A 22922-nucleotide genomic window follows, 5' to 3' on the forward strand; every position below is an offset into this window, starting at 1 on the left:
AACAATATGCAAGAAGCGATTATCATTACCACGAATGCTGAACTTAGTGAACTATCAGCTAACATAGCGAGCAAAGTAGAACTGCTCGCAATTGACACTGAATTTGTTCGCGAACGTAGTTATTACCCTGCGTTAGGCTTAATCCAAATTTTTGATGGCGAGTCAGTCTATTTGATTGATCCGCTAAATATTACCGAGTGGCAAAGTTTTGTTGATGTGTTAGAAAACGACAAAATTATAAAAATAATACATTCTTGCAGTGAAGACATTGAAGTATTCAAAACTGCATTAAAAACTAGGCCCAAAGCAATGTACGACACACAAGTAGCAGAGTCTTTTTGTGGTGGTCAAAATGCAGCAGGCCTAGCCGTACTAGTTGAAAAATATACAGGGGTTAAATTAGAAAAAGGCCAAGCTAGAACCAATTGGCTAAAAAGACCATTGACCAGTGAACAGCTTACCTATGCGGCTTCAGATGTTTTGTATCTAATCAAGGTATACAAAGCACAAATGCAAGTCTTGGCTGATACTCAATTTATGGATTATGCCAAGCAAGATGTTGAGCAAATTATTGATAAAAAATTCCAAGTTATCAACTTAGATACTGCTTGGCGTGATATTAAGAGTGCTTGGCAATTAACACCTCGTGGTTTAGCTGTATTAAAAGAATTGGTTAAATGGCGTTTAGAAGTTGCGATCAAAAAAGACCTAGCGGTTAACTTTGTGGTTAAAGAGCGTACTTTAGTTTTACTGGCAGAAAGAAGGCCAAGTAGTTTGTCAAGCTTAAGCAATGTGCCTGATATTCACCCGATGGAAGTGAAAAGACATGGCCGAGCTATGTTGGAATGCATTCAGCGTGGCAAGCAAGTCGAAGAAGAAGCTTGTCCTGCCAGTATCAAGCGAGTTGCAGAAGTCAGCGGTTATAAAAAATATTATTCAAGTTTAAAGAAGCAAGTTACGGTTGGTGCTGACAGAGCAGGCGTTTCAATTGAACTATTCGCTTCTAAACGCATGATCAATCAAGTACTCGCATATCATTGGCAAGTTGCACCTTGGAGCCGTGAAACCTTACCCGAATTATATTCTGGTTGGCGTGGTGAGTTTGCTAAAGAGTTATTATTAAAGCGTTTATCTGAATTAGATGAATAATTTTTGTTTCTTTGTTGAAGTTTTGTCATTTAATTAGAAAACTTTAGGGCTGTTGATCTTTCTGATCAGCAGCACGCTAATGCGAATCCAATTACTAACACTCCTCTATCTTTGGTTCGCATTTTTTATACCTTGTAGGCTTTCTGGAGGCTGCATGGTTATAAGAAAATCGGTTATATAATTGCGCATAAATAAATTATTATTTTTAATTTGTTATTTAAACTTTATCAAATAAGTTTCATGTTAAAACGAGTTTATGTAGATACGGATGATCTAAGTGTAAAAATAATATAAACAAAAATATCGTGAATGAGTAGGGCAAAAAGAATCACTAGGCGATACAAATTAGCTCGCCTATATTTTAGTCTCAACAGAATTATGAGTTCTTAGATAATAGAGTGATTACCTTTGCCAATGGCTAATGCGTAAGCGCCATATAAGCCTGAAATATCACCTAACCCCGGTTCTACTATTATTGCATCTAACGGTGAACTTAGTGGCAAGTAATTCGCTAGTTTATTTTCTGTTTCTTTAATAATTAAATTAAACAAATGAGTTTTTTGCATTACGCCTCCCCCTAAAATAATTTTTTCAGGACCAAGCGTGACTATTAAGTTATGACAGACACTCGCAATATACTCAGCTTCTTGCTGCCAAGCAATATGCGTATCTTCTAGTTTGTCAGCGGACATGTTCCAGGTTTTTGCCATTGATGTACCTGATGCCAGCCCCTCAGCACAGGATCCATGATAAGGGCAATGACCAACTTTATCAGAAGGAATTAGCATATGTCCAATTTCTGGGTGGTGTATGCCATTTAATATTTGCCCGTTAACTAAAACGCCTCCACCAAAACCTGTTCCTATTGTGATATAAACAGCCACATTACATTTTGCTGCCGCTCCCCAAATTGATTCAGCTAAAATGGCACCATTTACATCTGTATCAAAATGGATAGGCAGATTAAGTTTTTCATGTAAATGTCGGCTGAGTGGAAAGTGTTCCCAATGAGGTTTTGGTGTCGTTGTAATATTGCCATAATTTTTTGAATTTAAGTTTAAATCCATAGGACCAAAACTGGCTAACCCTATAGACTCTATTGTAAAATTAGCTTGTTTTTGATGAAAGAAATCGACAACTTGTTTAAGGGTGTGTTCAGGTGCGGTAGTTGAAACTCTAATTTTATCTATTATTTCTTTATTCTGGTTCATTAAGGCGCAGTTAAATTTAGTACCACCCGCTTCAATTGCTGCATAGTATTTCATGATTAGTATCCCCCTAGTATGTTTTAAGTTGATTCAAAGGCTATTGAACTTTACTGATAATCAGCTTGATTCTGCAATTTGAGCTGTTGGCTTGCTGGTCGTTTTAGCCAGTTGTACCACATGGCTATTGAGAGTAAGCCAGCAAAGACACTCGCCATATAAAAACCATATTTGGCATGGCCACCCATTAGGTCGCTAAAAACACCCATTAACAATGGGCCAAATGATGCAGCAGCAGCGGTGAAAAATAAGATAACACCGGCAATTGCACCATGCTGTTTTTTATCGAAACAACTGATCCCTTTCGAATTAAGGGTAGGATAAATCATAGACATAAATAGCCCAGATAAAGGAAGTAAAATAACGGCTACATCTAAACCTAACGTCATACTGGCTAAGTAACAGGCGAAAATAGCGCTAGATAAAATCAACATAGCTAATTCCCATGCAATTAGATTGAGTAGCCAAACTGCTAAAAAGCGTCCTAATGCTCTTAGCACAAAGAATATGGTGAGTGACCAAGTCGCTAGAAAAGTAAATGAACCATCATAGTTTGCAAGTAAAGTAGGCATCCAAACATAAATAGCTGCTTCAGCTGCTACATATAAAGCAATAACAGATGAGAAACCTAAAGCAAAAGGATTTTTTAACATAGAGAAAGTTTGCTTTAAATTGACAGGTTCGGATGGTTTTTTGTAAGTGCTCGGGTACTGAACTAACGCAGCTGTTATGCATAAAACAATACAGATAACGCCTGCTGTAATGTATAAATATTTCCAGCTAAAACCAGAAGTTAAAAAATACGTGACGATAAATGGTCCAATGATGGCACCGATGCCAAAAAAGCCTTCAACTAAATTCATAGTTTTAGTGTGACTCGTTGTAGACTCAGAAATATCACCTACTAATGCTAAAGCTCCAGTCTTGAATATGCCGATCGCTAAGCCAGAAAGTATCAACAAAAACAAGAAGAAACTAAAACTATTACCTAAAGCGAATAAACAACAAGCAGTGGCAAAAATACATAAACCTATGATAATAGTCTTCTTTCTGCCTAGGCGATCAGCTAAAAAGCCAAGTAAGATACCACTTACGGCTATCGCAGCCATGGGACCATAATGAAAGGCACCAGCCGCTGTCATAGACAAGTCAAATTCCTTGATTATTTCTGGGATAATTACGCCTACTGCATCTGTTGTCATGGCAAACATCATAAACATTAAATAGGTAAGCCAGCGTATAGTCGATAAATTGGCATTATTAGGATTCATATTATTTCACTTATAAATTTAATGAAATGTCGCCACGACCTAGGTCGTGGCACTTATTTGAGCGTTAACAAGACTTAGAAAGTATATCTAAGTGATACAGAAGAGGTACGTCCATTTATGGTTCTTGCTCTAATTATATCACTTGCATTAGCACTGCCTTCTTCAGCTTCTGTTATCCCAACAGCATCAAATAGATTATTTACATTTAATGAAACTGAGAAATCATCTGTAATTAAATATTGTGCAAAGGCATTAACTTGGGTGTAACCATCAAACTTCAGGTCATTATTATCCTGTGCGTACGCATCAGTTGTTCCTTGTAAATTTATGCCGAATGTTGCGCTATCTAAAATATAAGACGTTGTTAACGAGTAAATTAAATCAGCTTGTCTTCTTGGTGTATTTCCTACCACATCTGGATTGATCTGGTCGCGAGTAATTTCAGCATCAGTCCAAGTAAGACCGCCTTTAACGCTTAGTTCACCAATATTATAAGCTGCCTCTAGCTCTATACCTTTAGCTTCATAAACTCGATCAAAGAATTTTTGTGTTGTAGCTTCAAAGTTTTGCTCTTCAGTTTCCGCCATAAAGCCTGTTATAAAGACACCTATACCTTTACCTTTGAACTTGTAGCCAAGTTCTATTTGATCTACTAGGTCGATCGAATCTTCTGAATTTACACTACCGTCTGGATTTATTTTGCCAAAAGCTAATCTATCAGCATTTGCCCGACCACCTCGGCTCACACGAGCAAAAAGGGAGTTGTTTTTATTCAAACTATAGTTTGAACCTACAGAATAAGAAGTATAAGCCCATTCATAATTTGCAATTTGTGGATTGGCATTGTCAATAGAAGAAACACTTTGCTCTGGGATAGATAAGTTACCATCACCATTCATATCTATGGTTTGTTGCACTGCACCAGCATATGTACCATTTGCTTCACCTTCGTCTCGTCTGATACTTGCGTCAATAGTAAAGTCGCCTATCTCTGTCGAAAGTGCTAAATAAGGTGCGCGTATACTGTAACTTAAATCATAATTTCGTTGACAGCAATTTCCCCAAGCTGGTACGCCATAAGCGTATAGTCCATTATCAGAAAGTAGATTCCCATTACTGTCTTCTACGTCTAATAATGCGGCATTATCCCCTTTAACTTCCATTAAGTAAGAATTCCATAACCAAGACATGCTAATTTCTTGGCGAGCAACATAATAACCAGCAGTTAAAGAAAGCTCATCAAAAGTTCTAGTTAATTTTAAGTCATTAACGATAGAGCCAAAATCATTAATATCCACATCAAAGGTATGAATTCGCATTGCTAACCCATTACCGTTAGCGTTATCACTGAAGCTTTGACCTGCTTGTGGGCCGTTTGCATAAACAAGAGAAGATCCATCTACAAATGAAGCTGCCATTGTGTCTGCATCTGTAACTTCAGCAGGGAATAAAGAAACAAATGAACCTGAAATGTTAGAAATTCTAAAACGATTTTCAAATTTCCAGTCATCATTAAGGTCTAAAGACACTTCAGCCCCAATTGCATTAACAACTGGATTCATGCCATCACGTAAATCTGAACGACTAATATTATTATCACCATCTAAACGTGTCATAGATAATAGATAGGCGGAGTGTGGCGTATCTGTTTGAGCATTAAACCCTGGAATAGAGTCACCATTTGCATACATAGGCATAGGTAAATAACTGGTGCTTTTATCGTTTAAGTGCTTGAAGTAAACTCTGATGTAACCATTATCTAGCTCTCTAGTTATGTTTGCTTTGATTTGGCCACCTGATAAGCCGCTGTATCCTGTATCACGAGCCCCTTCACCTTCGCGGACAAAGCCACCAATGTGAAATCTAACGTCGTCGGATAGATACCCACCAAACTCGAAATCTGAACGAATACTATCGTAGTCAACTCCCATAGTTACGCCAACACTGCCAGCTTCGCTTTCACCTGTTTTACTTAAAAAGTTGATAATACCGCCAGGTGCATTACTGGTCGTAGTTGAAGCAGAACCACCTCTAATTGCTTGAATGCTTTCTATTGTGCTATCGGCTCGTAAAAAAATGTCTGCATTACCAAAAGCAACATCGCCAAATTGTATAATGGGTAAGCCATCTTCTTGTAATTGTAAAAATTTAGCGCCGCCAGCTGCAACAGGCAAGCCGCGGACCGCAATATTTGCATTTCCGTCTCCGCCTGTTGATTCCGATCTTATACCTGGGATCGAACGTAATATCTCAGCAGCAGTTCTAGGTGAGGCTACTTCAACATCTGTAGTTTCAATTGTACTAACAGAAACACTAGATTTCATTTTAGTGGCAGGGCGTGCAGTACCAGTAATGATAATTTTCTCAAAGTCTAAAGCATCTGCTTCATCTTGCTCTTGTTCAACATTCTGAGCTAAAGCTTGATTACTAATTAAAGCTGAAGTGATGAACATACTTAGAGTTGTTAACTTAAAAGAATTAATCATGTTGTTGTCTCCTAGTAGCGAAGCTACATTTAAATTTATTATAGTTAAAGCTAATTAACTAGCTATTAACTTAAACGATTAAGTTTATTTTAGTGTAAAATATTTGTTATATGCAAGTAATAATTTAAATTTTTAAAAATAATTTTTAAGTGACTGTTATTTCGTAGGAAATATATTTAAATTGTTTTTCTTAAATAAACTTAAAGCTTAAGATTTACATCTAGAGCTGAATTTTTACCTAAATGTGATCTGGTTATTTTAGCTATCTAGGGGAACGGGGCTTTTTTAAAATTCAGTACAAATTGAAGAAAATGGTTATTTAACATCTTAACTGTTACAAGATGTTTTTTGATTATCTATGAGGGAATGTAATTTTATGATTAGGGGTAAAAATTAGCCGAGCATTTGTGAGCTATTACATATGTATGCTAGCCAATGTTATAGGCAAATGCTTTAGATATTAGATTACAACAATTTAGTATGGTGTAATCTAATCTCTGATTTATGTGCTGCTATTAAAACTAAGCTGATTAGAGATTGCTGTTATGAATTAAGTAATTCGTCAATGTTAAAAATTTGCTGCTTACTTTCTTCTTTGAGCTCAATTAAACATTCTAGCTGTTTTGTATCTAGGGTTAACCTAGCTAGACGGTCTCCTAATGTCCAAGACATAATAAGTACACCATCAACTAATGTATGACTAAATTCACCATTAAACACGGAGCTATTTCGTAATTTAATCAATTTAATTAAGCCTGTCACAACGGGAAGTTTAAGTTGTTCTTTGACTGTTTCTGGGGTTAAGTAGCTGCGGTTAATATCGCGTCCTACTTTAGTTTTATTTAGTAATTGCATATCATTTTTAACAGCAAGCAGCCCTGTATAATAAACTTGTGGTACGCCAGGACTAAAGAATTGAATAGCTCTTGATATAAGATAAAGTTTGTCTTGAGCACCTAAAGCATCATAATAGGTACAATTTACCTGATATAAATCTAAGTTACTTGCAGCTGCGCCTGTGGCTTGCCGACTCTGCCCTTGGCTTCGAATGTGAATTTCTTCAACTAAATTGTTGATTTCTGTATCGTTTAACAACCCAGGTTTGCCTCCATGCTTGCCTACATCAATAATGCCAATGCCATCATGAGTATCTAAAACTGTGATACAGTTTCTAGGTGAAATATCTAGCCAATTCGCTAAAGGAGCCGCATCTTTGTTAAATAGTGCATGTAAAATGAGAGGTGGTAATGCAAAGTCATAGACTAAATCACATCTTTTGGCTATTTCACATTGGGTCTGATAATGAGAATGAATTTCAACTAAGCATTGCATACCTAAAGCCTTTGCTCTTTGAGATAAATCATTTATAAAACTAAAGGTTTGCTCTAGCATGAAACAATTTGTGCCCGCTTTTTTTATTGCATAGCCAGCAGCATCTAGCCTAATCAATGAGATATTATTCTTAGAAAATTTAGTCAATATCGCGTTTAAGTATTTCTCAGCTTGTTCCGAACTGATATCTATATCTATCTGGTTTGATGTAAATGTTGTCCAAAACTCTTTGGTTTCTCCCGTCTTTAGCTCAATGGGTGTAAAACAAGGAGTAGGGCGCGGACGATATATTTTTTCAATATCCATTGGATCTGGGTTAGCCCCAAAAACCTTCTCTTTAGTTAAAAATAAATCATAATGTTTAGATTCAGAACCATGACTTAAGACATCTTTAAATTCATCAGATTGTGCAGAGATATGGTTCACTATCATATCGGCCATCACTTTATAATCTTGTCCTAATGACTTTATATCAAGCCAATCGCCTAGGCGAGCGTCAATTTGTGTATGGTTAATCGGATCAAAACCGGCATCTTCACCATCTATTGGGAAATAAAAAGGTAGTAGGTGTACGCCACCAAATACATTTTTTAGTTCCTTATTTAGCATGCAATGAAGCTCTTTAATGCCTCCATTGGTTAATCTATCAACATAAGTAATTAATTGAACTTGGTTATTTGAAATCATAAATATAAACTCACCATCTTAATCGTTTAAGTTAATTTAATTTAGAAATCCTGTAATTGCAAGGTTAAAATTTAATTAATTACTTTCTTGATTGTAAGTTATTGTTTTTTAACTTTAAAAATATAAATGGATTATTTTTTGATTTATGGATTTATCTAAAACGTTAAATTAATTGGCTGAATTTAATTTATCATTAGTACTCGTTTATATCTGAGCATTAAATTTAATATTCATTCTCTACTGTAGCTCTTTTGATTAACTCAGTAGGTAAAATGGTTTTCTTATTTAACTCCCCTTTAATTAACTTATGAGCAGATTGCCGACCTTTTTCAATACTTTTTTGGCAAACAGTCGTTAATGCTGGAGTGGTCCTACTTGCTTCTGGAATATCATCAAAGCCAACAACTTTAAGCATTTTGGGCACTTCGATATTCTTATCGCGAGCAACGGATAAAACTGCACCTGCTATTACATCGCTCATACATAATATGCAGTTAGGCATTGGGTTTATAGATAGCGCTTCTTTAGCTGCTTTTAGCGCAAATTCATGTGTATTATGAGGAATATGCCATATATATTCAGAGGCTATTTTTTGTTTTTGTTGCGAAATTGCCTCTAAATATCCAGTTAAGCGTCTTCTTGATACAGATTCACCTTCTGAAAATAATTCGTCATCAGTGATACGACATACTCTATCACTGTGGATTAGTCGCAAGCCAAGAATAGCAATATTAGGATCTTTACAATGACTGAGTGCATAGTCAGCTACAGATTTAGCCGCAGCCTTATTGTCAATATTAATAGATGCATGATTTTTTAGGTCGAAATCGACTGTGACTATTGGCTTTTGAGTACCTAACACTCGGTTAAATAGAGGATTATTTTCTTGGCTACCATATATAATAAAACCGTCAGGTAAGGCTTCGATTCCATTATTTGTTTGTGCGGAATCAGCACCAGAGAGCATAAGTAATTGTTTATGATTCTGTTCTAATACTTCAGAAATACCCGTTAGAAATTGGTTAGCGACTGGGTCTGTAAAATAATATGCTAGAGGGTCACTTAGTAAAACCCCAATGACGCCAGACTCGCCTTTTCTTAATGAGCGGGCAGTTAGGTTAGGGCCGTGATAACCTATTTCATTGCATTGTTTTAAAATTTTCTCACGAAGTTTTTCCGAAAGCTGATCGGGGCGGTTAAAAGCGTTAGAAATCGTTGCAGTAGATACGCCCAATATCTTTGATACACTTTTTAATGTTAAAGGTTTATTCGGGCTTGTATTCGGCATTTGGCATTCCTGTGATATATTTATGTCTTCATAATATTGTTAAACGATTAAGTTTTCCACTGCTATTTTAAATATACCCGGTATCTAGAATGGATTATTCTTTATCGTAAATTTGAATAGTACATTGTGAAACCTTACCCGAATTATATTCTGGTTGGCGTGGTGAGTTTGCTAAAGAGTTCTTATTAAAGCGTTTATCTGAATTAGATGAATAATTTTTGTTTCTTTGTTGAAGTTTTGTAAATATAATTAAATAAGTTCAAATGATAAATATTTTATTTTAGATTTATCTCATATTTGAACTGAAGTTAATTATTTTAAACATTACAAGGAAATAAAAATGACTACAGCAGTAGAAAATGCTTTTGAAGCGCCTAAGGCAGAACTTTCAGATTCTGGTGAATCGTCAATATTAAATTTAAAAAGATTTAGTGCTTGGGGGGTATTAGGCCTAGGTATTATTACATTTGGTTTATATTTTGTGTATTGGTTTTATAGCAGAATGCCAATCATTAATGAATATGCGAAAGAAAATAAAGCCAATACGACCTATTTGCACGCTTATTTAATTAGTTATGCAATTTCACTTTTGATTTCTATTGGTGCCGGTTTTATTGAGCCTTCTTCAACGGTTGATATTGTATCTGGTTTAATTTCGATTGCTAATCTTGTGTTGTATATTTTATTAGCATTTTCTATTCGTAAAGCGCTTAGCGAAATTATCAATGAAGATGCTGGCGATAATCAAACTAAGTTAGGTGGTGTGCTTACTTTCTTCTTTAGTGCGATTTATTTCCAATACAAAATTAACGAAAAAATTGATTCTGTATCGGTTGAATCAGAAAAATCAGCAAGCTAATTCTGATTTTACAACATACCTGAGTGTTTAACATTCAGGTATGTGTTAACCACATGTGGTAATAAAAATTCCGCTTGAGTATCCACCACTATAACCCCTTCTTTTGCTAATCTAGCAAGGTTAAATTGATACAAGTTATTTAGCTCTATTGCCGCACAATATTGATTGGCTGAGCTCTCAGTGTCTATTTCGGCATTGATAATTTGATGAATACTGACATTTTGAATATTAATTAATGCGACTAAATGATGTTGTTGTAGTCTTTTAATTGCAGGTAATATTTCACTAATATCGTGATCGTTTAGACTCGTCACTAATAAAACTAAAGAGCGCTTGCTCCGCTTGAGTAATAAGTTATTGACTGCCTGCATGTAATCTGTCGCACTTTCATCTGGATGTAAATCATAAAAATGATTCATAACACGAGAAACATTTTGCGCACCTTTAACCGCAGGTAACCACCTTTCTGTTAAGTTGAAACTTTGCATGCTAAACCAATCTCCCTGTTTTAACACAGTGTGGCTGAGCATTAGAAGTGCGTTCAATGCGGCATCAAAGTGAGTTCCTATTTCTGTTTCTAAATTCATTTTACTACCAGCATCTAGCATGACTATGATGTGCTGATTTTGTTCTTCTTGATATTCTTTTGAGATAAGTTTTTGTCTTTTACTTGTGGCTTGCCAGTCGATCTGGCGTATAGTGTCGCCTTGGCGAAATTCTCTCAACTGATGAAACTCAATTCCGTCGCCACGTTTCTTTAATTTTTTTAAACCTGTGGTCGTTAAATTGTTTATGCCTTTTAAGCTTTCACTTTGATTAATTCGATTAAAATTAGGATAAACCTTAACATCGACTTGATCACTATCTTGCCATTGTGTTTGCCATAATTTGAACTTACTTGTAATAGATAACTCTAGTGGTCCAAGTGAAAAAGCGCCGCGTTTAAGCGGTTTTAATCTATAGTTTAGCTGTATGCTTTGATTTTCTGCTACTTGGTAGTTATCACTAAAACCTGTTATTTCAAACTCTTTAGGTACACAATCACTTGGTTTAAACCTAATTGAATCATTCGAGTTATTTTCTACTTTAAGGCTGAGCTGATGTGAATGGCTATAACTTAAATTATTCGGCAGTTGTCGGCTGACCGTTAACCGGCATTGCTTTACGCTAGTGAATAAATCATACAAGGCAACTACAGCGAAGCAGATGCTGGCACTGACAAATAACTCAAGTATTGGATTGGTTTGATCCAATACGAGTGTAAAGAATAATAGAATTAAGGTAAATCCACTTAACAATTTAACTAGTTGTATAGATGGTTTAAAAGAAACTCTTTTCATTATGTTCTAGGCGCTTCTATGCTCTCAAGGATTGCTGTGATGACCTGATTTTGGTCAGCACCTTCTAATTCAAGTTCGGCAGATAAAACTAGACGATGACGTAAAATATTGGCTGCAACTATCTTAATATCGTCAGGCATAACAAAATCGCGATTATGCATAATTGCGTTAACTTTTGCCGCTTTTATTATGTTTATGCTGGCTCTAACACCAGCACCGTGAAGTACGCCGTGCCATTGTCTGCTTGCTCTAACTATTTCGACTGCGTATTCAAAAATTTTCTCATCTACTGTAATGGTTGCAGCCAGTTTTTTTATTTCTTCTATGGTTTTTTGCGAAATAATGCTTTGTAAATCGTCTATGCTCGCTTCATTTGAAATAGCATGGGTGTTGAGCTTTAACAATTCAATTTCAGCTGCTTGATCTGGGTAGGTCAGCTCAACTTTCATCATAAAGCGGTCTAGTTCAGCTTCAGGTAGCGGGTATGTCCCTTCTTGATCTAACGGATTTTGTGTCGCTAGTACAATAAAAGGTGATTCAATGGGAATTGTTTCGCCATCAATTGTAATTTGTTGTTCTTGCATTACTTCAAGCAAGGCTGATTGGGTTTTGGCTGGCGCTCGATTTATTTCATCTGCTAGCAAAATATTCGTGAATGCCGGCCCTTTTTTGGTCACGAACTCGCCGGTTTTCATGTCATATAAACTATGGCCTAAAACATCGGCAGGCATTAAATCAGGCGTAAATTGGATTCTCGAAAATTTGATACTCAAACTTTTCGCTAATGCTCTAACTAAAAGGGTTTTACCTAGGCCAGGTACACCTTCTAACAAGACGTGACCACCTGCAAACAAAACGGTTAGTACATTCTCTATAATTAAATCTTGGCCAACTAAAACCTTAGATATATTTTGTTTTATTTGATTAACGGCTTCTGCTGCTTCAGCTATGGTTAATTGTGTCTCAGTTACATCATTCATAAAGATTTCCTTAATGTCCTGAATAATTTTATAAATTTTATTTTTTCAGCGCTGTCTTGTGGAATTTCGCTGGTTAACAGTTTTTCGATAATTTGTGGTTCTAAGTTTGTCAGTTTGGCTAAAGCCTCAATTTGCTTGTTTAATTCTAAGTATTTAAAATGAGGGATTTTTGCTTCTAATTTTTTATTTAAATCATTGATTAAACTTTGCTTCACTTCAGCTTGATGATTATTGGAAAACATAAAATGACCACTGGCTTCAATATGAATTGAAAAAGGAGTTTGTTTATCTTCTATTGGCGTTATGCCTCTACCATCACGAACCACTAAGTGCCAAATTAAGCCAGCAATAGAAGAGATGGTTAACACCACAAAAAGCCATGACCACTGCCATAAAGCATATAACCAACTAGGCGCGACTAGGCTAGGTAAGTAATATAAATCTTGATTGCTGCCGATTAACCAATATAAATATGCTCCATGATCTAAATGTTTAATTCCCATATTAGAAATAGGGTCAATACTTGGAATAAAGGTGATGTAACCTTCACCGTATTGCATTTCACAAATTAAAGTGATGTCTTGATTAACCTGTTCTTGTTCAGAATCTTTCTCTGAATCTTGCTCTGGTTTTGTGCCTTCATCCGCTTCATCCTTAATTGGGATTTTTACACTGTATTTGGTGCCAGAACATTGCTCAAACTGATATTGATATGGGGTGTATATTTTCGCTTTTTCCTTAGCGTACTCTATTTCTAAATTGGCAGTCGGTGTCACTAAGATATTATTTCTGCGTTTATTACCATCGACTAAGCTAGGTACGACACCTGTCATTTGTTGGAAGTTCGCTAATGCATTAATGAGCATTTCATGTCTGGGTGACAGCACATAAATCAGGTGACCACCTTGTGTGACCCAATCCAGCGTTCTGACATCTAATGATTCATATTCTTTAAGACTGGCTTCGTCTAAAATTAGACTAGATTGTATTGGTAATTGGAGCTGATTGTTTTCTACTAATTTATATTTGGAATCTAGCGTTGTTAAGGTTTTACCTTTAAGTTTTACTAGCTCGGATGCAACTAATAAGGGTGAGCTTGCCGCCTCTGAACTTAAGCCTATTTCTTGCTCAACTTTTTCCCATTTAATGGACATTGCAATAAAAATTATCACAGACAATAAGATTAATACTAAAGCGCTAAGGAGTATATTTTTAGCTTTCACTTCTTGCTCCTTGTAATTGCTCAAAGCTTACAAAGGTTTCGATCAAGCTTAAGATAGTGTCTGAGGTGACAGGTTTATGTGCCCAAGCTAAAGCTATCCAAGTATCAAATAAAATGTGGTAACTTGATTTTTGTTCATCTTTTATCACTTTAATTAATGCCAGTTTACATTCGTTTTCTGTCATAGATTTATGAAACAAGTTTGGATGTTGCTGACTGATACGTAAAATCGAATGGCGCAATAACAGGGCTAAAGCATAACGTGTCTGGCTTTGCTCGAGGGCTTGTTTACTTGCGGTTAATAAGTCTTTAGGCCATTTGTTTTTATTGTTTTCTGATGAGATAAAATCAGGTACATGCGTTTCGCTTGGGTTAGATTTCACTTTTCGGTTTTGTCGACTCCAACTGTTATTCGACATAAATATTTGAACAATTTTCCAGATAACCCAAGCAACTAAACTAATTACCAGAGCCCAAAATATGTAGCCGATAACAGAACTTAAACTGGTTAAAAAAGACAAGCTTTCGAATAAATTTTTAAGCCAGGTTAAATCAAATTGACTATCTTTATTGTCTTTTAGCTTTGGCACCCAGGTGGATTGACTGTTAATGAGTTCATTCTCACGATAGATATTAACAACATCTTGGTGGATTTGATTGAGTTGTTCAGTTCTTTGGTATTCAGGTTCTTCTTTTTTGGTTTTATTTAACTGTTTTTCAAGCTTTTCTATTTTTTCACTAAAAGATTCATTAGATTCAGCATAAGCAGGCTGACTTTGGATAAAGAGTAAACTTGAGATAAGCCCAATTAAACAAATTTGGCTAAATTTAGCTGCGATTCGCTTAAAAGATAATTCTATGTCCCAAGCTTCAAGTTTAATTCGACTATTGAGATACATTAAAAAGCCACCTGTGGTGAAGTAGGGGGCTATGCAACTAATCGCGATTAAATATCCAATAAAATACACTTGTTCAAAAGTTTCATTATTAAAATATTCAATGCTGAATTGATCATTGATAGGCATAGTATCTGGGAAGAGTGCAAAAAAAGCACCGACTAAAACCCCAGTGATCACTAACTCAATATGGACACATAAAATCATCCACCAGAATTGCTTGTTATCACAACGGTTCTTTAAAATATTTTTTCGCTTTGTCGTCTGAGTTGCATTTTGTCTTTCAAGTTGCTCCACCGGCGCTAAATAAGCTCGGTTGGCACTCAACCTATGTATGGTTAACATTTTTAAAATGTCGATCAGCTTTAATTGAGTGATGGCTTTTATACTTTGTTGCCACTTAGTTTGTATACCGAAGCTATTATTAGCTAAATAGTGCAGCAGAGGACGTTCTAATAAAGGCTTTAACCACCAAACTAGAAGAGAGGTGTAATATACACCAAACAAGAGAGTACCGAATAAAACAATCGGGATTAATAGACCAAGGTATAGACTAAATAATGACCAAAAATTCCGTCTAACAAAGAGTAAGGTTAAATCGAAAACCTGATGAGGTGTTCTCGGTTGTGGTTCAAAAGTTAATTTATTAAGCTCCATAACGTGTCCCTGTATAAAGCTTATAGCTGACTATAGCCCAAAATATAGAGCCTACTATGTATTTAAAAACTGAAGGAATATCCAGTGGAGACCAAAAAGCTTCAATAAAGGCCGCGATAACTAACATCACAAATGCGCCAACAATCAGAGGTAATACCTGAACACCTGAATGTTTTAATGCATAGCTGCGAGTGTATTTACCAGGGTTGAGCAGGTGAAAACCAATTTTACAGCCTGCGGCTCCGGCAATAATAATAGCGGTTAACTCGAAAGAACCGTGGGTGATAACAAAAGAAAAGAAGCTGTCTTGATAGCCAAGTTCAACTATATAAGCGGAAATCGCACCAAAATAAAAACTATTAAATAGCAAAGGAATGAGTGCACCAATGCAAAATAGAGCGCCGCCACCAAACATTTGAAAGGCGATACCTATATTATTGTATATGTATACACCAAACATGAGTACGTCAGAATCAACATGGCGTTTTTCGGTTTGAATATCCCCAGCAGGATTATACATTCTTTCTATATCATTTAACTGAGCAGGGGCGATGAAATGATATATTGCATCTGGGTCTATTTGTATCCAAGAAAATGCAATCAGGCCTAGCCCCCAAAATGCCGCTAGTGCAAGCCAGATATAATAACGGCAAACATATAGAGCTTTTGGAAATTCTGAGCTGAAAACAAGCCAGATATTTTTAAAACTAATACTCTCGCCAGCATATAAAACGCCTTGACCTAAACGAACTAATTCGTTTAGTTTATCAATTAACGCTGGGGAATAATGGCGAGTACGAGCTAAGGCGAGATCGTTACATATTTGGCGATATAATTGAGGTAAGTTGGCTGGGTATTCTTTACCCTGACATAGGCTTTCAAAATCAGCCCACTTTGTCGTGTTGATACTAACAAATTGGTTTTGTTTCATATTTCTTGACCTGCATAAAATCTAGCTATGGCCTTTAACTTGTCACTGGCTTCTGAGCCTTCTGCTTTTAGTACAGCTGATAATATACTGGCTAATTCAGCCTGACGGGCTTGGGATAATTCTTCAGAGCGTTCAAAAAACTGAATAATGGCCAATTGCTCTTCAGTAGATAAATCAAATTTGGGTGGCAAGATATCTTTAGTTTGGCTAACGAGGTTTACTTTTTTATCTTCAAGATATACCACCATAGTTCCTGCAGCCCAATCACCTAACCTTTTATATTTATTATTCAACGCCATTACAATTAAACCGACAAAATAAGCAAAAGGGAATGAATCTGCAGGTCTTAGCAAATTTCTCAAAACAATATTAGGCAATTTACAAGGTAAACCATTGTCTTGAACAACTTGGAGTTTATATCTCTTTTTACCAGGTGTTTGACCATTCAAAGACTCAAAGACTATGTAGTAACCCCAACTAATAATAAAGTAGAGCACGAGTAAGATACCTTGACCTGCTTTACCCATAAAACTAAAGACAAAACCAAAAACTAGCATGACTAATGCGCGAATTAAAAAATCGAACAGATAGGCTTTTGTGCGGATAGATATACCGGCGGGGGTTAGAGTAATGCTGACACCTTCAGGTAAGGCGTTATTAATACTATTATTCAATCCTTGAGTCATTCTTATAATTATTTAACATTTTTTAAATATAATGCGTTAATTTTCATAGATTAACAAGTATCTTATTCAGTAATGAGGGGATTTGTTATAATGCTGGGCTAAGTTGAAGTTACTTTAACTTGATTATCAGTTTAAAATAATCGCGTTTAATTTTCTAAGGTATATACAGTGATCGAAAGACAAGAAACAAAACAGAGAATGAGCCGTATCGTTAAACATAATGGTACTATTTATTTATGTGGTCAAGTGTGCGCAGATGCAGAGCAAGATATTACTCACCAAACTCAAACTATGTTGGATAAGGTTGATGCGTTATTATTACAAGCGGGTAGTGATAGAGAGCATATCTTATCAGCAACTATCTACATTAAAGACATGAAAGACTTTGCTGCTATGAATGCAGTTTGGGATGCTTGGGTGCCTGAAGGTTATGCACCTGCAAGAGCTTGTGTCCAAGCAAGCATGGCAAGAGAAGCTTTATTGGTTGAGATTTCAGTTATCGCAGCTGAAAAATAGTATATTGAGCTGGGGCTAAATCCATTAGTCCCTTTCACTTTCCTTAAATTTTAGTATAATTCGCAGCCTAATTTTTGTGCTCAATTTACGATTGAGAATTAACGAGGAATAAACATGAATTTTGTTGTTGCTGCATTGTATAAATTTACCCGCCTAGAAAATTTTGAAGAATTAAGACAACCGTTGCACGATGTTATGTTTGATAATGAAGTCAAAGGCACTTTATTATTAGCAAATGAAGGTATTAATGGCACTATATCTGGACCTAGAGAAGGCATAGACAAGGTATTAGCTTGGCTAAAGTCTGATCCTAGATTAGCTGACATTGAGCACAAAGAGTCAATTGCAGAAGAGCAAACTTTCTACCGCACTAAAGTTAAATTGAAGAAAGAAATCGTAACTATGGGCGTAGAAGGGATAGATCCAAACCAAGTTGTTGGCACTTATGTAGAGCCAAAAGATTGGAATGCTTTAATATCTGATCCTGAAGTGATTTTAGTTGATACTCGTAATGATTACGAAACGGCGATTGGTACTTTTGAAGGTGCAGTTGATCCAAACACAACCACTTTTAGAGAATTTCCTGATTATGTAAAAGATCATTTAGATCCGGAAAAACACAAAAAAGTGGCTATGTTTTGTACCGGTGGGATACGTTGTGAAAAATCTACCGCTTATTTAAAAGAGCAAGGTTTTGAAGAGGTCTACCACTTAAAAGGTGGCATATTAAAATACTTAGAAGAAGTGCCTAAAGAAGAAACTAAATGGCAAGGTGAGTGCTTTGTGTTTGATCAAAGAGTTACAGTTGACCACGATTTAAATCAAGGCAAATATGATCAATGCTACGCGTGTCGTATGCCGATTACTGAAGATGAGAAACAACTAGAAGCCTACGAAAAAGGCGTTAGTTGTCATCATTGCGTAGATAAAACATCAGATGAAGATAAAGCCAGATTTAAAGAACGTGAGCGCCAAGTTCAACTCGCTGAACAACGCGGTAAAGCCCACATAGGTGATAAAGAAACCGTCGGCTTAAAATAATTACCAATTATCCATTCAATCCCACAGTCAGTTGATTTTGTCAGCTGACTGCTTACCCGTTCCCATAACACCCTTAACACAGACCTTATTTAAGCTTATTTAAAATATTCTTCATTTCATTGTTAATTTAATTTGGTTGAATTTGTTATTAATATTTTAAATTGTTTACAATATACAGTTTACGATCAATACTGCTTGCTGTTTTTTAATATTTTCTCAATACAATATTTACAATTCAGGAAGGGGCAACATAATGAATCGAAGAAAAATAAGGCTAAGTTTAGCTGCAGCCACGATTATGGCTTTATTTGGTTGCAAGTCAGTTGATCTAGATTTGCAAGATACACCAGATAAAGAGACTCCAGATATTGAAAATCCTCATTCAGGTAAGCATTCATTGCCATTTAGCATTACCAATTTTACCCAATATATGGCTGAAATCGACGTTACTGGTAATTTACATAAGCAGATAGACATTGAATTATCTATTACAGCCGAATATGCTAATTTAAGCTTGTACTCAGGTAATGAATTGCTCATAGATAATATAGATATACCCAGTTCAGGTACTCATAAATTAAACTTCTTAGTTAAGTTTAACCAAGCTGGTAAACAAGATTTGAAGTTTGTTGGACGTAGTGGGGATATTGAACTAATCAATTATAGTTTTACTGACCAAACTAACTTAAATCTTGAATTTACCGATATATCTCAACAAATTGGTTTAGTAACAGAGAAAACGTTCAAATACGGCGGACCTTCTATTGCTGATGTAAATTGGGATGGACATATTGATTTTATCTTAAATAACCATAATTTCGTGCCAACACAGTTAGTCACAAACAATGGCGATAATACAGTTAGAGTTGATAGACTATTTCCTAGCTTACAAGATTTTCACGGTTCTGCCGCGGCTGATTATGATAACGACGGCGACTTAGACATTATGGTTGCGCTGGGTGGTGCAAATGGTACGAGTCCCACTTCGTATAGCTTACTTAAAAATGACGATGGCATATTCACCAATGTTTCGACAGATGTTGGGATTAATACACCTGCTCGTGGTCGTTCTCCTCGCTGGGTAGATTTAGATTTAGATGGTGATTTAGATCTGATTTTAGTCAATGCAAAAACACCTAATTATGATGGCCCTCAACAATTATTTTATCGAAATAAAGGTGATGGAACTTTTGAACAAGTTCGAATTCCCGGCGTTGAAAGTGCAACATCTGAACGTGTATTAGTAACAGATTTTAATCATGACGGTAAAGATGACCTTGTCATGTATTCACCACTGACATTATGGCAAAATTCTGGTTCTTTTTCTTTTACAGATGTAACCAGCGCTTGGTTACCTGCTGAGGCTGTCAATTTATGGCAAGCGCAAGCGATTGCGGATGTAGACGTTAATAATGATGGTCTAAACGATTTATATATCGCACGTGGTAAACCGCATTATCAATTAGCTAACAAGGCCTATGATTTTAATCCTATCAATAACAAGCTAGATATTCGTGATAACGGTGAACAAGGTTCTACAGGGATTAGATTTACCGCAGATGCAGGTATTAATTTAAGCCATTTAAATTTAACTTACCGCCAATATAATGGAGATTTTCCTATATTTTTAGGCGCGGCTAAAACTCGAATCGTTGTTAAAGCTACAGGTTTCCAAGATTCTCAAATTCCGACTGAAATGAAAACGGCTGCGAGTACTCTAGATATTGACCAAGCCGCAGCGCAAGGTTGGCCTGATGCCCGTATCGAGAATGGTATCTATATTGGCTATCTTGGAGATAATAAATGGCAAGCTGAGTGGGTTAAAGATCAGGCAATTTATTGGGACGTGACCTTTACTTTGACTGGCTTGAACGATCTTGATTTTGATTGGACACCAAATAATAGAAACGTTCAAGATATGTTATTAATCAATCAAGGCGATAAATTTACCAATGAAACGGCGAGTTGGAATATTCCAGCAGGCGGTAATCATTGGGGGGTAACACATGGTGACTTTAATAATGACGGTTTTAATGACTTATTTGTTTATCGCTATGGTTATTTAACAGAAAGAGTTTCTGATTTGGTTTTATTAAATGACGGCAGTCAATTTACTACTACGACAGCACATGGAGCACATGATTGGAATGATCCTGGTCATGGTGATATGGGACAAGCTTTCGACTTTGATAAAGATGGTAAAGTTGATTTATTAAATGGTAGTGAAGAAGAAGGCTACTGGTATTTATATAAAAACACAGCGCAAAATTTAGGTAACTACGCACTTGTAAATGTGGATTACAGCCCAGTCGAAAATATTGACCCATTATCTGCTCAAGTTAAAGTAACGACCAAAGACGGCATTGTTAGAGTTAAAAAAGTTGGCTCAGCAGGTGAAGTATTCTCTCAAAGTTTAATCAACACCCTGCACTTTGGATTAGGTAATCAAACTGAAATTACCCAAATTGAAATCACTTGGCGTAATGGTGAAACCCTAATATTTGAAGATGTTGCGGTTAATAATCAATTTTCATCAACTCAAGCGAAATCACCTGACCCAATTTCATTTGAATTGATGTCATCGCCAACTAAAGTTGAAGTGGGGGATAGCATTCAAATGCTTGCGAGTTTTACACCACTTAATAGTACCAGTGACATTGTCTGGTCTTCTGCTGATACAACAATTGCAACTGTCGATGTTAATGGACTGGTTACAGGGGTCGCTGATGGTGACGTAAAAATCTCAGCGGAATTAACAACGGATAACTCTATTAAAGCAGAATTAACTGTAAAAGTAGGCCCAATTGAAGCAATACCTGTGACTGGGCTAGTGATTACAGATTCTGCTCAAAACTATTATGTCGGCCTTCAAACTCAATTAAATGCAACTATTACGCCTGATAATGCAGATGATATGAGTGTAAGTTGGAGTAGTAGTGATACTAATGTTGCGACGATTGATCAAACTGGTCAGGTAACAGGTATCAGCACAGGTAGCACAGAGATTACAGCTGAGGCTAACGGTAGTGCAATTGATGCTGTAATCTCTGATAAAGTGACAATAACAGTAGAAGACTATATTAGTCCTTCAATTTCATTTGATGATGAAAACTTATATAAAACTACAGATTATTCAACCGAACAGGATTTAGACGTTAGTGTAAATTACCATGCCGGTTCAGAAAATACAGTCGCCGCTACAGGGATTAAATTCTACTTAAGAGAATTAAATTCAGGTTGGGGAGTAGTGAGTGATCAGCTCGTTACTGATACGTCTTATGCGGGAACTGAGTCTGGTGTTGCAACCGCAAATATTGATTTGCAAGGTTTAACTGCAACAGCAGATTTGACCGACGGGCACTTTTACTTTTTATTCGTTGAATTTACTTCTACCGATGGTAAGAGCTACAACAAAGGAATTCAACCTATTAATATAATATTGGCTTCCTCTGATGGTACTGGTAATGGAGATGGTAATCAGCAGGCAGTCACGCTTTGTGATAATAGTGCTAATTTGGTTTCATGTGTCAACTCAGATGGTGAAACGTCTAGTTTAGATGCTTGGTATGTATTTGCTAAAAATCAATTTGGGACAGATTTATCATCAGAGTTATCGCTTTCGAGTGAACAAACTAGCCAAGGTAGCCAAAGTATCAAATTTGCTTTTAATGATGCTGGAGTTGAGCAACATGTTGTTTTAAATGGTGTTGAATTTGAAGTAACTCAACAAGCGGACTACAAATTTGATATCGACTTATTTGCAACTAATTTATCTGAAGGTAGTGATTTTGTCGTAGAGATATCATTTCGCTCTGTTGACGATTTAACTAACGCAGAAACCTATAAATTATGGACTAAGAAAGCTGCTGAACAGTGGCAAACAATATCAACTAGCCATAGCTTGCCTATTGGTAAATATACGGTCGGCATTAAAGTATTTAGCCCAGGTTTTGCGAATACCTTAACTTATGATTTATTTATCGATAACTTAATTGTGACTAAGCTGTAGCACAAAAATTATAAGGCGAGTAAAGCAAAAATTAATTAACAAATGGGGATAAATAAGCCTTAACTTAAACAGTCAGATTTGAATGATGAGAATCTATCAAATCTGACTTTCTACCACTGTTAGAAATGAAGCAGTGGTATATCAGGCAAAATAAGTTTAAAGCTAGCAAAACCGGTGAGTTGCTTAAAACTAGCGGAGGGCGTTCAAAAATCTGTGTCAGGTAAATACGGTCTAAACTTGTAAATACTCGTTTAACCGCCCGTCAAAGTGTATTGCAAATTGCGACAATGCTAAGTTCCAGTTGGCA

Annotated in this window: 16 protein-coding genes; 5 read left to right on the forward strand and 11 right to left on the reverse strand. The window is 36.1% G+C overall.

Annotated elements, in window-relative coordinates:
• Window positions 1-6: 6 nt before the first annotated feature.
• Window positions 7-1149: a ribonuclease D gene (rnd, locus tag XM47_RS02450; RefSeq protein WP_048689038.1), complete on the forward strand. Its 1143-nt coding sequence runs from the start codon at window positions 7-9 to the stop codon at window positions 1147-1149.
• A 386-nt stretch (window positions 1150-1535) separates the two neighbouring features.
• Here the strand turns inward: rnd and XM47_RS02455 are convergent, their stop codons facing one another.
• From XM47_RS02455 to XM47_RS02475, 5 genes are all read right to left on the reverse strand, one after another.
• Window positions 1536-2414 carry an ROK family protein gene (locus XM47_RS02455; protein ID WP_048689039.1) on the reverse strand — a complete coding sequence of 293 codons (879 nt, stop codon included), beginning with the start codon at window positions 2412-2414 and terminating at the stop codon, window positions 1536-1538.
• 50 nt (window positions 2415-2464) lie between these two features.
• Window positions 2465-3685: an MFS transporter gene (locus tag XM47_RS02460; RefSeq protein ID WP_048689042.1), complete on the reverse strand. Its 1221-nt coding sequence runs from the start codon at window positions 3683-3685 to the stop codon at window positions 2465-2467.
• 74 nt (window positions 3686-3759) lie between these two features.
• Window positions 3760-6171, reverse strand: coding sequence for a TonB-dependent siderophore receptor (locus XM47_RS02465; protein WP_048689046.1), 2412 nt, complete (start codon window positions 6169-6171; stop codon window positions 3760-3762).
• A 543-nt stretch (window positions 6172-6714) separates the two neighbouring features.
• Window positions 6715-8190: a sucrose phosphorylase gene (gene gtfA, locus XM47_RS02470; protein ID WP_048689047.1), complete on the reverse strand. Its 1476-nt coding sequence runs from the start codon at window positions 8188-8190 to the stop codon at window positions 6715-6717.
• 223 nt (window positions 8191-8413) lie between these two features.
• Window positions 8414-9478, reverse strand: coding sequence for a LacI family DNA-binding transcriptional regulator (locus XM47_RS02475; RefSeq protein ID WP_048689050.1), 1065 nt, complete (start codon window positions 9476-9478; stop codon window positions 8414-8416).
• A 340-nt stretch (window positions 9479-9818) separates the two neighbouring features.
• Between XM47_RS02475 and XM47_RS02480 the strand changes: the two genes are divergently transcribed.
• Window positions 9819-10337: a DUF4234 domain-containing protein gene (locus tag XM47_RS02480; protein WP_048689053.1), complete on the forward strand. Its 519-nt coding sequence runs from the start codon at window positions 9819-9821 to the stop codon at window positions 10335-10337.
• An 8-nt stretch (window positions 10338-10345) separates the two neighbouring features.
• On the opposite strand, the gene XM47_RS02485 is transcribed toward XM47_RS02480, so the two are convergent.
• From XM47_RS02485 to XM47_RS02510, 6 genes are read right to left on the reverse strand one after another with little or no spacing between them, the layout of a single operon-like run.
• Entirely contained in the window at window positions 10346-11677 is a 1332-nt protein-coding gene (locus XM47_RS02485) for a DUF58 domain-containing protein (protein WP_048689055.1), read from the reverse strand.
• The gene (locus XM47_RS02490) at window positions 11677-12657 is read right to left on the reverse strand and encodes an AAA family ATPase (protein WP_048689059.1); all 981 of its coding nucleotides are present in this window, start codon (window positions 12655-12657) and stop codon (window positions 11677-11679) included. The genes XM47_RS02485 and XM47_RS02490 overlap by 1 nt, the downstream gene beginning before the upstream one ends.
• A complete protein-coding gene (locus XM47_RS02495; protein WP_048689062.1) occupies window positions 12654-13880 on the reverse strand; it encodes a hypothetical protein in 1227 nt (408 codons plus the stop codon). The genes XM47_RS02490 and XM47_RS02495 overlap by 4 nt, the downstream gene beginning before the upstream one ends.
• Window positions 13870-15432, reverse strand: coding sequence for a hypothetical protein (locus XM47_RS02500; protein WP_048689064.1), 1563 nt, complete (start codon window positions 15430-15432; stop codon window positions 13870-13872). The genes XM47_RS02495 and XM47_RS02500 overlap by 11 nt, the downstream gene beginning before the upstream one ends.
• On the reverse strand, window positions 15422-16363 hold the full coding sequence (locus XM47_RS02505; RefSeq protein ID WP_048689067.1) for a stage II sporulation protein M: 942 nt from the start codon (window positions 16361-16363) through the stop codon (window positions 15422-15424). Before XM47_RS02505 ends, XM47_RS02500 begins: the two co-directional genes overlap by 11 nt.
• Window positions 16360-17037 carry an RDD family protein gene (locus XM47_RS02510; RefSeq protein WP_172656491.1) on the reverse strand — a complete coding sequence of 226 codons (678 nt, stop codon included), beginning with the start codon at window positions 17035-17037 and terminating at the stop codon, window positions 16360-16362. Before XM47_RS02510 ends, XM47_RS02505 begins: the two co-directional genes overlap by 4 nt.
• Window positions 17038-17217: 180 nt before the next feature.
• Here XM47_RS02510 and XM47_RS02515 point away from each other — a divergent pair, with 180 nt between their 5' ends.
• The 3 genes from XM47_RS02515 to XM47_RS18680 all read left to right on the forward strand — a co-directional run bounded on the left by XM47_RS02515 (window position 17218) and on the right by XM47_RS18680 (window position 22615).
• A complete protein-coding gene (locus XM47_RS02515; RefSeq protein WP_048689072.1) occupies window positions 17218-17565 on the forward strand; it encodes a RidA family protein in 348 nt (115 codons plus the stop codon).
• A 114-nt stretch (window positions 17566-17679) separates the two neighbouring features.
• On the forward strand, window positions 17680-18606 hold the full coding sequence (gene trhO, locus XM47_RS02520) for an oxygen-dependent tRNA uridine(34) hydroxylase TrhO (protein WP_048689075.1): 927 nt from the start codon (window positions 17680-17682) through the stop codon (window positions 18604-18606).
• A 253-nt stretch (window positions 18607-18859) separates the two neighbouring features.
• On the forward strand, window positions 18860-22615 hold the full coding sequence (locus tag XM47_RS18680) for an Ig-like domain-containing protein (protein ID WP_053084495.1): 3756 nt from the start codon (window positions 18860-18862) through the stop codon (window positions 22613-22615).
• Window positions 22616-22922 lie beyond the last annotated feature (307 nt).

Source organism: Catenovulum maritimum (assembly GCF_001050375.1).
Classification (GTDB): Bacteria; Pseudomonadota; Gammaproteobacteria; order Enterobacterales; family Alteromonadaceae; genus Catenovulum; species Catenovulum maritimum.